At 71.9% G+C, this 16,479-nt stretch carries 12 protein-coding genes and 1 pseudogene; 7 read left to right on the forward strand and 6 right to left on the reverse strand.

Going from position 1 to position 16,479, the window contains the following annotated elements; translation table 11 throughout:
• Nucleotides 1-20: 20 nt before the first annotated feature.
• A complete protein-coding gene (locus HC031_RS18230; RefSeq protein ID WP_277349722.1) occupies nucleotides 21-1,523 on the reverse strand; it encodes an APC family permease in 1,503 nt (500 codons plus the stop codon).
• Between the two features lie 285 nt (nucleotides 1,524-1,808).
• Between HC031_RS18230 and HC031_RS18235 the strand changes: the two genes are divergently transcribed.
• A complete protein-coding gene (locus tag HC031_RS18235) occupies nucleotides 1,809-2,456 on the forward strand; it encodes a GPP34 family phosphoprotein (protein ID WP_167926542.1) in 648 nt (215 codons plus the stop codon).
• A 13-nt stretch (nucleotides 2,457-2,469) separates the two neighbouring features.
• On the opposite strand, the gene HC031_RS18240 is transcribed toward HC031_RS18235, so the two are convergent.
• Together HC031_RS18240 and HC031_RS18245 are read right to left on the reverse strand one after the other, a co-directional pair.
• Nucleotides 2,470-3,099 carry a hypothetical protein gene (locus tag HC031_RS18240; protein WP_338090718.1) on the reverse strand — a complete coding sequence of 210 codons (630 nt, stop codon included), beginning with the start codon at nucleotides 3,097-3,099 and terminating at the stop codon, nucleotides 2,470-2,472.
• Nucleotides 3,100-3,220: 121 nt separating this feature from the next.
• On the reverse strand, nucleotides 3,221-3,907 hold the full coding sequence (locus HC031_RS18245) for a SprT-like domain-containing protein (protein ID WP_167926543.1): 687 nt from the start codon (nucleotides 3,905-3,907) through the stop codon (nucleotides 3,221-3,223).
• A 268-nt stretch (nucleotides 3,908-4,175) separates the two neighbouring features.
• Here HC031_RS18245 and HC031_RS18250 point away from each other — a divergent pair, with 268 nt between their 5' ends.
• Nucleotides 4,176-4,688, forward strand: a complete 513-nt coding sequence (locus tag HC031_RS18250; RefSeq protein WP_167926544.1) for a DUF1707 SHOCT-like domain-containing protein — start codon at nucleotides 4,176-4,178, stop codon at nucleotides 4,686-4,688.
• Nucleotides 4,689-4,779: 91 nt separating this feature from the next.
• Here HC031_RS18250 and HC031_RS18255 read toward each other — a convergent pair whose 3' ends face one another.
• Nucleotides 4,780-6,795 (reverse strand): S53 family peptidase, encoded by a 2,016-nt coding sequence (locus HC031_RS18255; RefSeq protein ID WP_167926545.1) that lies wholly within the window; start codon nucleotides 6,793-6,795, stop codon nucleotides 4,780-4,782.
• 355 nt (nucleotides 6,796-7,150) lie between these two features.
• Here HC031_RS18255 and HC031_RS18260 point away from each other — a divergent pair, with 355 nt between their 5' ends.
• The 4 genes from HC031_RS18260 to HC031_RS18275 all read left to right on the forward strand — a co-directional run bounded on the left by HC031_RS18260 (nucleotide 7,151) and on the right by HC031_RS18275 (nucleotide 14,057).
• Nucleotides 7,151-8,761, forward strand: a complete 1,611-nt coding sequence (locus HC031_RS18260) for a tetratricopeptide repeat-containing diguanylate cyclase (RefSeq protein ID WP_167926546.1) — start codon at nucleotides 7,151-7,153, stop codon at nucleotides 8,759-8,761.
• A gap of 124 nt (nucleotides 8,762-8,885) precedes the next feature.
• A complete protein-coding gene (locus tag HC031_RS18265; protein WP_167926547.1) occupies nucleotides 8,886-10,523 on the forward strand; it encodes a GGDEF domain-containing protein in 1,638 nt (545 codons plus the stop codon).
• Between the two features lie 107 nt (nucleotides 10,524-10,630).
• Nucleotides 10,631-12,271 (forward strand): diguanylate cyclase, encoded by a 1,641-nt coding sequence (locus HC031_RS18270; protein ID WP_167926548.1) that lies wholly within the window; start codon nucleotides 10,631-10,633, stop codon nucleotides 12,269-12,271.
• Nucleotides 12,272-12,413: 142 nt separating this feature from the next.
• Nucleotides 12,414-14,057 (forward strand): GGDEF domain-containing protein, encoded by a 1,644-nt coding sequence (locus HC031_RS18275; RefSeq protein WP_338090719.1) that lies wholly within the window; start codon nucleotides 12,414-12,416, stop codon nucleotides 14,055-14,057.
• Between the two features lie 10 nt (nucleotides 14,058-14,067).
• Here HC031_RS18275 and HC031_RS18280 read toward each other — a convergent pair whose 3' ends face one another.
• Both HC031_RS18280 and HC031_RS18285 read right to left on the reverse strand, forming a co-directional pair.
• Nucleotides 14,068-14,580: a C40 family peptidase gene (locus HC031_RS18280; protein ID WP_205862873.1), complete on the reverse strand. Its 513-nt coding sequence runs from the start codon at nucleotides 14,578-14,580 to the stop codon at nucleotides 14,068-14,070.
• A 261-nt stretch (nucleotides 14,581-14,841) separates the two neighbouring features.
• Nucleotides 14,842-15,747 (reverse strand): FAD-dependent oxidoreductase, encoded by a 906-nt coding sequence (locus HC031_RS18285; RefSeq protein ID WP_167926550.1) that lies wholly within the window; start codon nucleotides 15,745-15,747, stop codon nucleotides 14,842-14,844.
• A 546-nt stretch (nucleotides 15,748-16,293) separates the two neighbouring features.
• Here HC031_RS18285 and HC031_RS18290 point away from each other — a divergent pair.
• Nucleotides 16,294-16,479 (forward strand): annotated as a pseudogene (locus HC031_RS18290) (aa3-type cytochrome oxidase subunit I); the annotation flags it as partial.

Consider the following 16,479-nt stretch of genomic DNA (forward strand, 5'->3'; position numbering starts at 1 on the left):
TGTCTCCCAACGAAAGGTGCTCAGGAAGCGGGGGCGGGCTCGATTCCGAGGAGGCCGGCCAGCGCGCCGCCGGCCCAGGACTGCTGCGGACCGCCCACGCCGATGCCCCGGTAGACGGCGGGCCGGGCGGCTTTGATGACGATGCCCCAGACCAGGCCGACGAGCGCCGCCACGCCCACGACGCCGGGCAGCGCGTACGTCAGTACCGATCCCTTGGCCGTGCCCAGCACCGAGTCGGCGTTGGCCACGGTGACCACGGTGATGGCCGTCAGGGAGACGGCCGCCAGGATCGGCGCGACGAGCCGCTGCCAGACGGTCTCGGGGGACGAGATCCGGCTGAAGTACCCGACGACCGACAGTGACGTGCCGATCAGCAGGACCAGGACGCCCACGGCCGCGACGTACGACAGCCAGGTGAACAGTTCGGTGAGCGGATCGCGGTGGAGCGCCGTGAACAGCACGACCGTGACGAGGGCGAGCAGGGACTGGAGCAGCGAGCCGGCGGCCGGCGCGCCGGTGCGGCGCCCGACGTGCGCGGCGACCGGCGGCAGGACCCGCTCGTGGCCGAGCGCGAACGTGTACCGGGCGCTGACCATGTGGAACGACAGGAGCGCCGCGAACACGCTGGTGATGAGCAGCAGGTTGGCGATGTCGGCGACGATGCCGCCGAAATGCGCCGCCATCAGGCTGAACGGGATCCCGGACTGCGGGTCGCGGGCCCGCGCGACGACATCGCGGGGGCCGGTGGCGACGCTGAGCGCCCACGCCGAGATCAGGTACAGCACCGAGGTGACGGCGATCGCGGCGTACGTGGCGCGCGCGACGGTACGCCGGGGGTCTTTCACCTCGCGGGAGTAGACGGCGCCGGATTCGAAGCCGACGAAGGCGGCGATGCCGAAGGCGAACACGCCACCGACCCCGTTGGCGAAGAGGTTGTGCGGCTTGAGGCCGTCGACGGCGATCGTGCCGCCGGCCGGGTGGCCGAACGCGCCGAGATCGAACAGCACGACCGCGACGACCTCGGCGGCGAGGAACGCGCCGACGACCTTCGCGGACAGGTCGATGTTGAGTTGGCCGAGCAGCGCGACGGTGGCCCAGGCGGCGAGCGCCCAGCCCCACCAGGGCACGGTGGAGTGCCAATGCGCGCCGGCGAAGGCCGCCAGCGCGGCGCCGAACAGCCCGTAGAGGCCGATCTGGATGGCGTTGTAACTGACCAGGGCGACCGCTGACGCCGCGACCCCCCACACCCTGCTGAGCCCCAGCGAGATGTACGCGTAGAAAGCGCCGGGGTTGTGGACGTAGCGGCTCATCGCCGCGTAGCCGACGGTGAATAGCGCGAGGGCGACACCCAGTACCGGAAACGACAACGGGGCGCCGATATTTCCGGTGACGGCGAAGGTTGCCACCACGCCACCGGCGAGAACGGTCATCGGCGCGGACGCCGAGACCAGTAGGAAGACGAGAGATATGGTGCCGATCCGGTTGTTTGTCAAGTGAGATGCCGCGGAGCTGCGTGCTTTCATCGACAGATTCTCCAGATCCTCAATGGGTCGGCATCGCACGATAGTGCCGGGGTGTAGCGGCCTCAATAGCCGTTAGTCGATATGACTCCGGTCACGTACGCGCTGCGCAATGATGCACGGCTCTTTCCCGGTCTTCGGCCGTCCGGCCTGTTCGGGCCGCATGTGTCCTGCTAACCTCCGCGCTCGGCCTATCTAGTCCGAGCGCGCTGGGACGTCGGCAGTCATCAATGTTAATGGCGCGTGAAGACAGCCGGAAGCCGTGCCGATATTTCGAGGACCCGACGTATGCAGCCCCAAGCTGAACTCGCTGTAGCTGACAGTTTCTGGCTGCTCAACCACGACCTGAACCCGCGGCGGGCCAGCCTTCCCGGCCGAATGCTCGACGCCGCCCTGGCGGGCGCTGTATTGACCGAGGTGATGCTCGACGGGCAACTGTCGGTGCTCGACGAAAACACGACGATTATGGCCAGCCCCGAGCGTCGGCCGCCCAGAGATGACGTCGCCGCGCTGGTGATGAGCCACATCGCGCGGGACCCGACCCCGCGAACCATCCGCCAGTGGATCGTCGACCTGGCCGGCGAGGTGACGAGGCCGGTCTGTGAGCGACTGGCCGGCGCCGGCCACGTCGACTGGAGTGGAAGCCGGCTCACCGGCCGGAGGTACGTGCCCCGGAGCGCGAACGTCGCCTCCGGCCCGGCCATCCTCCTGCGGTACCACATGAGGCATCCCGATCAGGTCCAGACCTGGAACGTTCTCGTCCTGGCCGGTCTCGTCGTGGTCACCGGGCTGGTCGACGTCGTCACCCGGGAGCATCAGCAGCTCGCGACCGACCAGCTCAAGGCGCTCGCCGGCCGCCTGCCGCCGGCGCTCCTCATGGTGCTGGCCGCCGTCGAGGCCGAGATGGCCGCCGCGCCGTTGCGCCCGAACCGGTGACCCGCGACGGGACCTACTGGAACGCCTGCTTCGCCCAGCGGCTCGGGCTGAGGGTCATGACCTTGTACGGGCAGTTTCGGTCGGTCAGCAGCGTGTACGCCTCCTGCGCCCGCTTCGCCGCGTCCTGAGCCTGTTCGGCGGGGGTGATGCCCTTGCCCTTGTTGCGCAGGAGCGCGCTGTAGAACGCCGAGCAGAAGACCGTGCTCTCGTACCACCCGACCTGCGTCGACGTGCCGATGTAGGTCACGTCGCCGTGCAGGCAGTCGCGGACCGCCTTCTGCCACGCGCCGGTGCCCGTCTTGCAGCCGTCGGCGAGGATGGCGCCGGTGGAGATGCCCCGGCCCCGCTCGGCGGCGGTCTCGCCCAGCTGTTCCAGCGAGATCTTGGTGCGCTCGTCGCTACTGCTGAAGGTGGGGGAGTCGGTGACGTAGTCGCCGTGCGCCATGACGTGCAGCACGTCGCAGGAGGCGGTGAACGCGGTGAGGACGGTGTCCGGATCGCGGGAGCGTACGAAGTCGATGTCGACGACCGGCTCGCCGTAGTGAATGTTGATGTTGGCCAGCGTCGACTGGATGAAGGACATGGCGGCGTCGAAGTTGGCGTCCAGGCCGACGTCCAGCAGGCTGATCCGTCGTCTTCTCACTGCGTCTCCGTGGTACTGCGGGTCGAGGTGGCCCAATATGACCGACCGGCGATGTGCTCGAAGAGTACGACCGGCCCCCGACAATCCCGGGCGCAGACTGTACGCGTCGGCCCGGAGTGGCTCAGCTCACTCGGTCGCGCTCGGTGGCCTCCACCATGGTGAATGGTGCGCTCAACACCCCGAGCGGAGTCTGCACCTGGTACCGGGTCCGCCCGCGCTTCGCGATCGTGCCGACCATGCCGCCGTACTTGCCGCCGCCGGTCAGGCGTACCCGGTCGCCGATGCGCAGCGCCGCCGGGACCGCGGCACGCCCCCGCAGCCGCGCCAGCTCGGCCACGTAGCTGGGGTGCATCGGCGCCGGGCGGCCCCGATAGGTCCATTCCAGCAGCGCCGCCGTGTCGAAGATCGGGGAGCAGTGCCGGCACGACTTGACCCGCGTCGGCCGGCGGTGTGCGGTGCTGCGGTGGCCGGCGGGGCACACGCCCACCCAGGCGCCCTCCAGCCGGGGCGCCTCCTCGGACACGCATCGCGTACCGGAGCAGCCGATGCGCAGCGCCGTCGCCCGCCACACCCGGTCGTGCCCGTGCCGGGTGCCGACGAGGGCGTGCGCGATCTCGTGCAGGACGGTGTCCCTGACCTGCTCCCGGTCGTACAGCCGGGTCAGCGGGCGGGACAGGCCGATCTCCCTGGTGTCCGGGCGGCACACCCCGGCGCGGGTCTTGGCCTCGTCGAACACCAGGCGCCAACCGCTCAGGCCGTGCTCGGCCATCAACCCGACCGCGAGCTCCCGCGCCTCGTCCAGCTCCAACCCGAACCGCCTTCTCCACCGTCGCGTTCCGCGAGCCTTAACGAGCAGGTGGCGGTCGGGGCAGCGGCTCGGTCGGATTCGCCACAGGCGCGAGGCGCCGCCGTCTCCAGCGCGCCGCCGTCTCCAGCGCGTCGCCACCAGCGCGTCGCCACCAGCGCGTCGCCGCCAGCGCGCCGTCTCCAGCGCGCCGCGGAGCCGGCGGCGGGCGACAATGGCAGCGGGGCGGTCGTCCGGACGCTGAAGTGATCACACCGGGGGTGTGGGGATCATGGACGACGAGCGGGTGGGAAACGAGCAACGGGCCCAGGTCGTCGGCCTGCTCGGTGCCGCCGTGGAGCAGGGCTATCTGACGCTCGACGAGTACGACGAGCGGACGGTCGCGGCGACGCAGGCGAAGACCCGGTCCGTACTGCAGGCCCAGGTCGCGGACCTGCCGGCGCAGTTCAGATGGGGTACGCGGGCGCCGGGGCAGCAGCCCGTCCCGGGCCGGGGGAGCGGCCACCCCGCCGACGACAACGCCGCGACCTGCGCGGTCGCGTCGCTCGTCCTCGGGGTGGTGTCGATACCGCTGTCCCTTTGTCTGGTCGGTTGGCTGTTCGGGCTCGGCGCGGTCGTGCTGAGCGTGCCCGGCGCCAGGTCAGCGGGTACGTGGAACAGGGCCGTCGTCGGCCGGGTGCTGGGCAGCATCGGCATTCTGCTGTCGGCGCTGCTCGTCGTGCTCGTCACGGCCGCCGGCTGGGCCGGCCATGGCGGGCCGCCGGGCGAGGGGCCATGGCGCTGACCCGCGCAAGCCGACGCCGACCAACGCGGAAGCGGCGGCCGACAATCGTCGACCGCCGCTTCCGTTTCGGCGAAGACGCCGTGCTGCGTCCTTAGGGCAGGAGCCAGGACGTGAACAGCGGAGCGTTCGGCACGCCGAGGCCCGTGACGTTGTCGTAGCCCTTGGCCGTGTGGATCGACAGGCCGGGCCAGTCGAAGGTCCGGACGCTGGTGGTCAGGCCGTCAGTGGCATCGACCCCGTTGGCGTAGTCCACCCGGACGTCGGCCGCCGTCACGTGCTGGACGTCGGTGACCGCCTGGGTACGCGAGGTGAACTGGTACAGCCAGGGGTTGATGAATCCGTGCCGGGGGCGGTGGTTCTGCTTGGCCACCTGGTCGGCCACCGCCATCAGGCCGGCGAGCAGCGGCGACGACAGGCTCGTGCCGCCGATGCGGTACTCGTCGTAGTACACGCCGTCGGGGAACGTCTGGGTCTGCCCGACGAGGAAGCCGGTGTTCGGGTCACCGACCATCGAGATGTCGGGTACGACCCGGCCCCGGTTGTTGCCGGTCTGGCCCTGCCCGGCGAGGGCGTCCGGGACGACACCCTTCTGGTAGAACGGCTCCGCGAAGAGGTGGCTGGTGCCGCCGCCCGAACCGCTGGTGTACCCGCCGGGCGCCGCCGGGGTCCACGCGCCCTTGCTGAGCGTGCTCTTGCCGGTCTCCCAGCCGGTCTCGAACAGCCGCTTGCCGTTGGCGCCGATGGCCAGGCTCGTGCCGCCCACCGCGGTCACCCACGGGCTGGAGGCGGAGAAGTCCGGCTGCGGTGCCTCGCCCGGGAGCATGAAGGTGTTGTCGCCGTAGTCACCCGAGGAGAAGTAGACGCCGATACCCTGCAGGGCGCCCTGGATGGCGATCTGCTCGAACGCGTCGACCAGGTCGGCCGGGACGTCCTCGCCCAGGTCACCGTACGAGTTTGACACGATCTGCGCCTTGTTGTGGGCGATGACGTAGTTGAGGGCCTTGTCCAGTGAGGCGTCCTCGCAGTCGGAGCCGCCGACGTACAGGATCTTCGCGCCCGGCGCCATGGCGTGGACGGCCTCCACGTCGAGCGTCTCCTCGCCGTACCAGCCGGACGCGTCGCACAGCTCCTCGTCAGCCGCGTTCTCCGGGAACACGTACTGGCTGAACTGGTTCTTCTGCAGCGGGTGGGTCGGGTCGTTGCGCTGGGCGTACTTCTGCGCGTCCTGGAGGATGGTCGGCGACGCGAACGCGTCGACGATCGCCACCGTCACCCCGGAGCCGTCGCCCTTGACCTGGTCCAGGCCGTACGCGGAGCGCAGTTGGGCCGGCTTGTAGCCACACGGCGCGTAGGGCAGCGTGGTCGGGAAGCCGCCCCCGTACTCCGGGTTGGTGGTGTAGGTCTTCTCGCCGAAGTAGGCGCTGCACGGCCGGGCGTTGCGGAAGCCGGGCGACGGCGGCGCGGTGCTCGGAGCGGCCGCGCTGGCGGCGGCGTTGCCGCGGGCGTTGCCGGCGCCTGCGCCGTCACCGGTGGTGTGCATGGGGCGGAAGAGGTTCTGCGCCTGGTCGACGCCGACGACCCCGGAGACCACCGACGAGATCGAGCCGGGGACGCTGAGGTCGTGGTCGGGGGCGCGCAGGGTGCTGCCCTGCACCCGGTACATGGCCAGGTTCACGCCGAACGCCTTCTCGACGTTGGCGACCGTGCCGCTCGCCTCGACGTACAGGTTGTTGGCGGGCACCTCGCCCACCTTGAAGCCGTTCGACTGCAGCCACGACCGGACGGCCGACACCGACGACGCCTGCGGGGCGAACCGCTGCCGGACCTTGTCGGGGGTCAGGTAGTCACCGTACGAGGCGCTCTTCGGGTCGGAGACCGCCCGCGCCGCGGCCTCGGCGCCGGCGCGGTCACGCATCTGCAGGTACACCCGGAACGACAGCTTCTTCGCCGTGTCGGCGTTGCCGGCGCGGTTCGCCGGCGTCGCCCACTTGGGGTGGGAGCCGGCAACCGGCGACCGGCTGTCGGCGAAGGCGGCCGGAGAACCGGCCAGAATGCCACTGCCGGCGAGCAGGAGCGTCGCCGCGATGGCGGGTAGGGGTCGTCGCATATACAGACCTTTCGTGCGGGTACCGCGTCTGCGGTACATGCCGCTGGCGCACCGGACCGGGCCCGGGTATCTCCACGTCGGACGGCCGACCGGGAATGTGGACCAGTCAATGGGGCCAGCGACGACGACCCTAGATTGTCCGGCCGCTTACGGCACCTGCTTCGTATCGCTAACTTGTTGAATGAGCGGGTAAGAGAAAGGGTGGGTAGTGGACGGCTCCAGGGGACGCACGCGTTGCCCCGTGTCGTGCTGACCGGCCCGCCCTGACGCACCCGCATCGCAACCCGCCGATGCGTGAGCGGCAACCTGTCCTACATAGTCTGATTTGACGAATGAGGCAGAGGTAGATGCTGCGATGCAGGTGACTCCGGTGTACGCGGGCGAAGGAACTGCCGCCCTCCTCGCCGGGCTGTCCGCGCGGACGCCCGAGGTCGAGGACCGGCTGGCGGCTGCGCTGCGGGCGATGGAGATGGTCCCCATTGCCGAGTTCCGGACCGTCGCGGAGCCGGCCCGGCGCGCGGAGCGGCTGGCGGCCGAAGTGGGCCGCGAGGACCTGCGGATGCGCGCCCGCCTGGTACGGGCCTCGGTGCTGCTGCGCGACGGCGACACCACGGGGTCGGGCCGCATCGCACACGACGTCCACGCCTGGGCCGCCGCCCACGACGACAGGTACCTGTTGGCGCGCAGCCACCACCGGCTTTCGGCGTTCTTCTTCCACGTGGGCGACCTGGCCGACGCGCTCGCCCACGCCGTCCAGTCGGTGGCGTACACCGGTGACGAGGTGCCGGACCGTATGCGCGCCGAGCACCTGATGACTCTGGCGATCATGCTCGCCGAGAATGGCTCGCCGGACGAAGCGCGCGGCCGGCACCGGGAGGCGCTGGACCTCGCCACGTCGATCGGCGACGCCGAGCTGTCGCTGCGGATCGTCAATACCATGGCGTACACGGCGTACACCTACGGCGACATCCAGGAGGCGGGGGAGCTCGTCGAGCGGATGCGGGAGTTCCCGGAGCGGCACGGCCAGCCGCTGGCCGCGAGTGAGCTCGACACGATCGCCCGGATCGAGATGATGCAGGGCAGGTACGCCGAGGCGGAGGCCGCCCTGCGCCCCGTCCTGGAGGGGATGGCCGGGCTCGCGCCCAGCGAGGGGCACGGGCTGGCCGAGTGTCTGCTCACGGTCGCCGAGGCACAGCGGTTGCGCGGCGCTATCGACGCCGCGCAGGCCACCCTCGACCGGGCGGTCGCCGTGTGTGAGGAGCGGGGGCTGGCCTCCCACCGGGCGCAGATCCGGCAGGAGCAGGCCGCGCTGTACGCGGCGACCGGGCGGTTCCGGGAGGCGTACGAGGAGTACGTGCGCTTCCACGCCGAGTCCCAGGCACTGCAGTCGGCCCAGCGCGAGGCCCGCGCCCGGGCGCTGCAGGCGGTGTTCGAGACCGAGGAGGCGCGCCGGGAGAGCATCCGGTTCCGGGAAATGGCCCAGCGGGACGCGCTCACCGGGCTGTTCAACCGCCGTTACGTCGACGAGCACCTGGGCGGGTTGATCGACAGCGGCACCCCGGTGTCGGTGGCGCTGGTCGACCTGGACTACTTCAAACGGGTCAACGACACGCTGTCGCACGCCGCGGGCGATCTCGTGCTCCAGCGGGTGGCCGAACTGCTCGCCGAAGCCGCGGGCGACGGCGCGGTCGCGGCCCGGCTCGGCGGCGAGGAGTTCCTGCTGATCTTCCCCGATATCGACACCGATGAGACGGTACGCCGCTGCGAGAAGATGCGGCGGGCGATCCAGGGGCACCCGTGGCGGCCGATCACCGGCGACCTACCGGTCACGGCGAGTATCGGCGTCGCGACCGTCACCGGCGGCCGGGGCTCACCGTCGGCGCTGCTGGCGCAGGCCGACCGGAACCTGTACGCGGCGAAGCGGGCCGGGCGCGACCGGGTCGTCGCCGACCCGGCGGCTGCCTAGCCGACCACCGTGCACCGTGACGGCAACCCGACGGTGCGTGAGAACGCACCCCGTCCGGCCTAACCTTGACTCTCGTCATTTGAGACGACTCATTTGAGACGACGACGACGAATTGCGGGTCACGATGAACACGGCGGTGCAGGCGGGGGAGGCAGCGACGCCGGCTGCCGACATCGCCGGTCTCCTGATCGGGCTGTCCGCCGACACGCCGCAGGCCGAGGCCCGGCTGGTCACGGCGCTGGAGGCGCTGGAAGCCGTCCCGCCCGCTGAGTTCCGCGGCGTCGCCGGGCCGGCCGAGCGCGCCGAGCGGCTGGCGACCGAGCTCGGCCGCACCGACCTTCGCATGCGGGCCCGCCTGCTGCGCGGGTCCGTGCTGCTGCGCGACGGCGACACCGCGGCGGCGGGCCGCATCGCCCATGACGTCCTCGCGTGGGCCACCGAGCACGACCACGGGTATCTGCTGGCCCGCGGTCACCGCGGCCTTTCGGCGTTCTTCTACTACGTGGGCAACATGCCCGACGCGCTGGCCCACGCGGTCCAGTCGGTGGCGTACACCGGTGCCGAGGTGCCGGCCCGGCAGCGCGCCGAGCACCTGCTGCTGCTGGCGATCACGCTTGACGACAACGGATCTCCGGACGAGGCCCGGCGACGGTACCGCGAGGCGCTCGACCTCGCCACGTCCATCGAGGACGCCGAACTGTCGCTGCGGATCGTCAACAGCATGGCGTACATGGCGTACTCCTCCGGTGCGCTCGCCGAAGCGCGGGAGCTCGTCGAACAGATGCGGGTCTTTCCGGAGCGGCACGGCCAGCCGCTGGGCGCCAGCGATCTCGACACGATCGCCCGCATCGAGCTGGCGCAGGGGCGCTACGCCGAGGCGGAGGCCACCCTGCGCCCCGTACTCGACGGGACGGCGGGGCTGACGCCCAGCGAGGGGCACGGGCTGGCGGAGTGCCTGCTCACCGTCGCCGAGGCGCAGCGGCTGCGCGGGGACGTCACGGCCGCCCAGGCGACGCTCGACCGGGCGGTCGCGGTGTGTGAGGAGCGGGGGCTGGCCTCACACCGGGCGCGGGTGCGGGAGGAGCGGGCCGCGCTGCACGCGGCGGCCGACCGCTACCGCGAGGCGTACGAGGAGTACGTGCTCTTCCATGCCGAGTCCCAGGCGCTGCAGTCGGCGCAGCGGGAGGCGCGGGCCCGCGCGCTGCAGGCCGTACTCGAGACCGAGGAGGCCCGGCGGGACAGCCTCCGCTTCCGCGAACTGGCCCTCCGCGACCCGCTGACCGGCCTGTACAACCGCCGTTACGTCGACGACCGGCTCGCCGCGCTGCTGGACGACGCGGCGGCCGACCGCGCCCCGCTGTCGGTGGCGCTGGTCGACCTCGACCACTTCAAGCGCATCAACGACACCCTCTCGCACGCCGCCGGTGACCTTGTGCTCCGACGGTTCGCGGAACTGCTGTCCGACGCGGCGGTGGACCTGGGGGTGGCAGCCCGGCTGGGCGGGGAGGAGTTCCTCCTCATCCTCCCGCAGACCGGCGCCGACGAAGCGGTACGCCGCTGCGAGCGGCTCCGCAGGCAGGTCGTCGCCCACGACTGGGCGCCGATCACCGGACGCGTCCCGGTGTCGGTGAGCATCGGCGTCACGACCGCCGGCGACGGGCGCGGCTCACCGTCGGCGCTGCTGGCGCAGGCCGACCGGAACCTGTACGCGGCGAAGCGGGCCGGGCGCAACCGGGTCGTCGCCGATCCGGCCGGTGCCTAGCCGTCCACGGTGCACCGCGACGGCAACCCGACGGGACGGTCCACGGCAACCGGTCCGACCTAACCTTGAGTCTTGTCAGCGTGAGGCGAAGGTGAATACGGGTCGGTATGGATACGGCGGTGAAGGCGGGGGCGGCAGCGGCCGCCGGTACGACGACGCCCGCTGCCGACATCGCTGACCTCGTCGCCCGGCTGTCCCCGCGTACCCCTCAGCTCGAGGCCCGGCTGACGGCGGCGCTGGAGGCGATGGAGACGATCCCCGCCGAGCGCTACCGCACGGTCCACGCGCCGGCGGAACGCGCGGAGCGGCTGGCTGTCGAGATTGGCCGCCCGGATCTGCAGATGCGCGCGCGGCTGGTCCGCGCGGACGTACTGCGGCGGGACGGGGACACGGTCGAGGCGGGCCGGATCGCCAAGCAGGTGAACGCGTGGGCCGCCGAGAACGACCACCAGTACCTGCTCGCCCGCAGCCACCGCAACCTCGCGCAGTTCTTCCGGCACGTCGGCGACCTGGCGGACGCGCTGGCGCACGCGGTCCAGTCGGTGGCGCACACCGAGGTGTCCATGCCGGCGCGGATCCGAGCCGAGCACCTGGCGACCCTCGCGGTGGTGCTCGACGAGAACGGCTCGCCGGACGAGGCGCTCCGTCGCGCCCGGGAGGCGCTCGACATCGCGACCGCCGCCGACGAGCACGAGATGTCGATGCGGGTGCTGAACAACCTGGCCTACACGGCGTACGAGTCCGGCGACCGTGAGCAGGCGCGGGAGCTGGTCGACCAGCTGCGGGCGATCGAGGCTCGTTCCGGCGTCCCGCTGGATGCCAACGCTCTCGACACGATCGCCCGGATCGAGATGATGCACGGCCAGTACGCGGAGGCCGAGGCCACGCTGCGCCCCATCCTGGACGGTTCCGCCGTCGACCTGCTCACGGAGGGCAACGCGCTGGCCGGCTGCCTGCTCACCGTCGCGGAGGCGCAGCGCCGGCGCGGCGCCATCGACGCCGCCTGGGCCACCCTGGACCGGGCGGTCGAGGAGTGCGAGGAGCGCAAGCTGGCCTCCTACCGGGCGCTGATCCGCGAAGAGCGGGCCGAGCTGTACGCGGCCACCGGGCGGTTCCAGGAGGCGTACGAGGAGTACGTGCGCTTCCACGTCGAGTCCCAGGCGCTCCAGTCGGCGCGCAGCGAGGCCCGTGCCCGGGCCCTGCAGGCGGTGTTCGAGACCGAGGAGGCCCGGCGGGAGAGCATCCGGTTCCGCGAGCTGGCGGAGCGGGACGCGCTCACCGGGCTGTACAACCGCCGCTACGTCGACGAGCATCTGGCCGCGCTGCTCGAGCGCGACGCCCCGCTGGCCGCGGCGCTGATCGACCTCGACTACTTCAAGCGCGTCAACGACACCCTTTCGCACGCCACCGGCGACCTCGTACTCCAGCAGGTGGCCGACCTGCTCACCGAGGCCGCGGCCGACGACGCGGTCGCCGCCCGGCTCGGCGGCGAGGAGTTCCTGCTGATCCTGCCCGACACCGACGCCGACGAGGCGGTACGCCGCTGCGAGAGGCTGCGGCGGGTCATCCAGGGACACCCGTGGCGGCCGATCACCGGCGACCTTCCGGTCACGGCGAGCATCGGCGTCACCGCCGTCGCGGGCGGGCGCTGCACGCCGTCGGCGCTGCTGGCGCAGGCCGACCGGAACCTGTACGCGGCGAAGCGGGCCGGCCGCAACCGGGTCGTCGCCGACCCCGCCCGCGGGTAGCCCGCTGCGGCGCACCACAACGGCAACGTGGTCGTACAGTGTGCCGCAACCGAGCCCACCATAATCTTGATCACACATCGTTGAGACGACCACGGATGTGATGGCTATGGATCCGGCGTTACCGGCGCGGGCGGCGCAACCCGTGAGCACGGCCGTACCCGAATCCGCCGCCCGCGTCACGAGCCCCGCGACGACCGTCGCCGAGATCGCCGACCTCCTCGCCGACCTGTCCCCGCTGACGCCGCAAGCCGAGACGAGACTGGCGGCGGCGCTGGACGCGATGGAGACGATCTCCGCCGACGACCTCCGTACCGACGCCATGCCGACCGAGGTCGATCGGCTCGCCGGCGAGCTGGGCCGGTCCGACCTGCAGATGCGGGCGCGGCTGATCCGGGCCGACATTCTCCTGCAGGCCGGCGAGACCGCCGAGTCCGGCCGCCTGGCCCAGCAGGTGAACGCCTGGGCGACCGAGCATGCCGACGCCCGCCTGCTCGCCGGCAGCCACCACCTGCTGGCCGTCTTCTTCCACCAGGTCGGCGACATGGCCGACGCGCTCGCGCACGCGGACCAGTGCGTGACCAACAGCGGCGCCGACATGCCGGCCCGAGTTCGGGCGCGGCACCTGTCCATGCTGGCGATCTCGCTGCACGGCAACGGTTCACCGGACGAGGCGCGCCAGCGCTTCCGCGAGGCCCTCGACGTCGCGACCGCGGCCGGCGAGCTCAAGCTGTCGCTACAGGTGCTCAACAACATGGCCTACACCGAGTACCAGGCCGGCAACGCGACGGACGCGTCGGCGCTCATCCCGGAGATGCGGGCGTTCGAGACCCGGTACGGGGTGCCGCTGCGGCCGCACTACCTCGACACGATCGCCCGCATCGAGATGATGCACGGCCGGTACGCCGAGGCCGAGGCCACCCTGCGCCCCGTCGTGAACGGTTCGACCGAACACCTGCCCACCAAGGGCAACCCGCTCGCGGAGTGCCTGCTCACGGTGGCTGAGGCCCAGCGGCTGAGCGGTGACGTCGACCGGGCGCAGCAGACGCTGGACCGGGCGGTCGCCGTGTGCGACGAGTACGGCCTGATGTCCTCCCGGGCGCGGGTACGCGAGCAGCAGGCCCAGCTGTACGCGGCGACCGGGCGGTACCGGGAGGCGTACGAGGAGTACCGGCGCTTCCACACCGAGATCGAGGCGCTGCAGGCGGCGCAGCGGGAGGCGCGCGCCCGGGCGCTCCAGGCGGTCTTCGAGACCGAGGAGGCCCGCCGCGCCAGCGAACGCTTCCGGGAGTTGGCCCAGCGGGACGCCCTCACCGGCCTGTACAACCGTCGATTCGTCGACGAGCGGCTGGCCGTGCTGCTGGACGGGGCGGCAGCCAGCCGCGCCCCGCTGTCCGCGGCGCTGGTCGACCTCGATCATTTCAAGCGCATCAACGACACCCTCTCGCACGCCACCGGCGACGTGGTGCTCCAGCAGGTCGCCGCGCTGCTGGCGGCCGCCGTCGGCGGCGCCGAGGTCGCGGCCCGGCTCGGCGGCGAGGAGTTCCTGCTGATCCTGCCCGACACCGACGCCGACGAGGCGGTGCGCCGCTGCGAACGGCTCCGGCAGGCGATCCACGCGCACCCGTGGCAGCCGGTGACAGGGGAGATCCCGGTGTCGGCGAGCATCGGCGTCACGACCGTTGTCGATGGGCGGAGCACGCCGTCGGCTCTGCTCGCGCAGGCCGACCGGAACCTGTACGCGGCCAAGCGCGCCGGGCGCAACCGGGTCGTCGCCGACCCCGCCTGACCGCGCCGGCCTACCCGTCGCTCACCCGGGTGTAGGCGGTGACGACGCGCGGCAGCCGGCCGGTGCGTACGACGGCGCCGGTGTGCGGGGCCTCCACGATGCGGCCGTGGCCGATGTACAGCTGGACGTGGCCGCCGTTGTTGGTGAAGACCAGGTCACCGCGGGCCAGCTGCGCGCGGGTGATCCGCCGGCCCACATTGATCATTTGGCGGGTGGTGCGCGGCAGCTGGACGCCGCCGGCCTGCCAGGCCCGCATGACCAGGCCGGAGCAGTCGAAGCCGCCGTCGCCGGTGCCGCCCCAGACGTACGGCGTGCCGAGCTGGTGGAGGGCGTACCGCACTGCCGCCTCGGCGTTCGGGTGGCGGTTGAGCGGTTCGGTGGCCGCGACCGGTACGGGCTGCCGTGGCGTGAACGCGTGCACGATCCCGGCGCTCACGATCGCGACGAGCAGCAGGGCATAGAGGAAATAGGTACGGGTGGTCCTGGCCGGTGTCGTCGAGCCGTCGGGTAAGGACGTCGGCATACGTGTCTCCTCGTCGATGGCGGTTGTTTCCATCGGCCTCCGTCTGGGTAGAACGGTGGCCTCGGGGCCGGTGACCTCGCCGGCGCGGAGTTGAATGGCGGTGCCGCCCGTTGGGGGATGGGGAGCGACGCCGCCGGGGTGGCGCTCCGCGCCGGCGGACACCGAGATCCGGCGGTCGCGCCGGGATCCATGCCAGCACGCCACTTGCCCGTACCGCCGTCGCTAAACGCCTATCGTCGAGGATCGATCAGGTGCCGGTCGTCAAAGGAGCGCGTGGGCGGCGTAGTACGCCGTGAGCGCCGCCTCCGCGCCCGACCCGAACGCCGTCATGATCCGCTGGTAGCGCGCGCCCCGCAGGTCGCCGGCGACCAGGATCCGGGGCGGCTGGAGCGCCGGCGGGCAGTAGCCCGACGCGTCCGTACGCAGGTCGCCGCCGGGTACGACCGGACGGCTGCCCAGGTTGAGGTAGAGGTGGTCGACGGCGAAGAGCCGCTCCTCGCCGGCGTCGTCGATGGCCCGCAGGCGCAGCATGCCGTCGGTGCCGTGGCGCAGTTCGAGGTGCGCGGTCGGCAGCAGGCCGACGCGCGGGTCGGCCCGGACCTCGTCGGCCTTGTACTGGTCGGCCGGCGGGTACAGGGCGACCAGGCGCAGGTCGGTGTCCGGGTGGCTGCGCAGCAGCGTGCCCAGGGGGCGATCGACGCCGAGCACCAGCAGTTGCGCGCCGGCCAGATCGGCGGGCGCGGCCTCCCACAGCGCTTCGGCCCGCACGTCGCTGTCCTGGACGATCCAGTCGGCCTCGGCGGTCGTCTGCGGCCGTACCCCGGTGGCGACGACGGCGTACGGCGCGCGGTACGACCCGCCGTCGTCCACGGCGACCACGACGTGGTCCCCGGCCGCCCGTACGGCCGTGGCGGCGCGGCCGAGCCGCACGTCGCAGTGTGTGGCCCGGGACACGTCGGCGGTGATGCGCGCCGCGAGGTCGGCGCCGGAGCCGAAGCCGCCGACGACATTGGTCATCGACCGGATGTACCGCAGCTTGCCGCACAGCGCCGCCGGCTCGAGCAGGACGCAGCGCATCCCGAGGCTGGACGCCATGACGGCCGCGGCGCAGCCGGCGGGGCCGCCGCCGACGATGATCAGGTCAGTTTCGCGTGCCGAGTCGTCCATGGCAGGTCGGGCGATCCCTCCGCTCGGGTGAATGTGTCGGGGGCGACCATCGCGGTCATGGACAGTGTGAAGCCGGCGGGGCGCGACGCGCGCACCCCACCGGCCGCAGCGGGTTGACGTGCGGCTGGCCGGCGCAGTAGGCGGCGCTCCCGCCGACCTCCCCCGTGGTCTGCGCCACCAGGTCGCCGGGGCCGTCGCCGCTCGCACCGGCGCGACAATGACACGACAACGCATCGATGATGCGGGACGGGCCTTCCAGGGGACTCTCCGGTCGCTATCGCGGGGGCTGGCCGACGGTCGGCGCCGGGGGAGGCGGCGAGGGGGTCGGCAACGGGATGGCGCGCCGGTGCGAAGGAGTAGGGTGATCGGGCACCGGACCAGGGACTATGGCGCCATTCACCGCGCCGGGCGAATGCGGCGTTAGACACCTGTCACCGGCCCCCGACCGGGTACCGTCGGGTCGGCCGGCTATTCTGCCCACTGGTACGGCCACAGATCGTTACCACCGCACGAGATATAGCTGGTAACCAGCACAGGAGGCCATTCGTGACCACCGTCGCCCCGAAGCCGATCGTGACTCGGCCGTGGCCGGTCCATCAGCCCGTTAAAGGATCGGCCTTCACACGCCTGCTGCGCACGACCGATGCCAAGCAGATCGGGCTGATGTACCTGGTCACGTCGTTCGTCTGGTTCATGATCGGCGGTGCCCTGGCGCTGGCCATGCGCGCCGAG

The sequence above is a fragment of the Planosporangium thailandense genome, from assembly GCF_011947195.1.
Taxonomy (GTDB): Bacteria; Actinomycetota; Actinomycetes; order Mycobacteriales; family Micromonosporaceae; genus Planosporangium; species Planosporangium thailandense.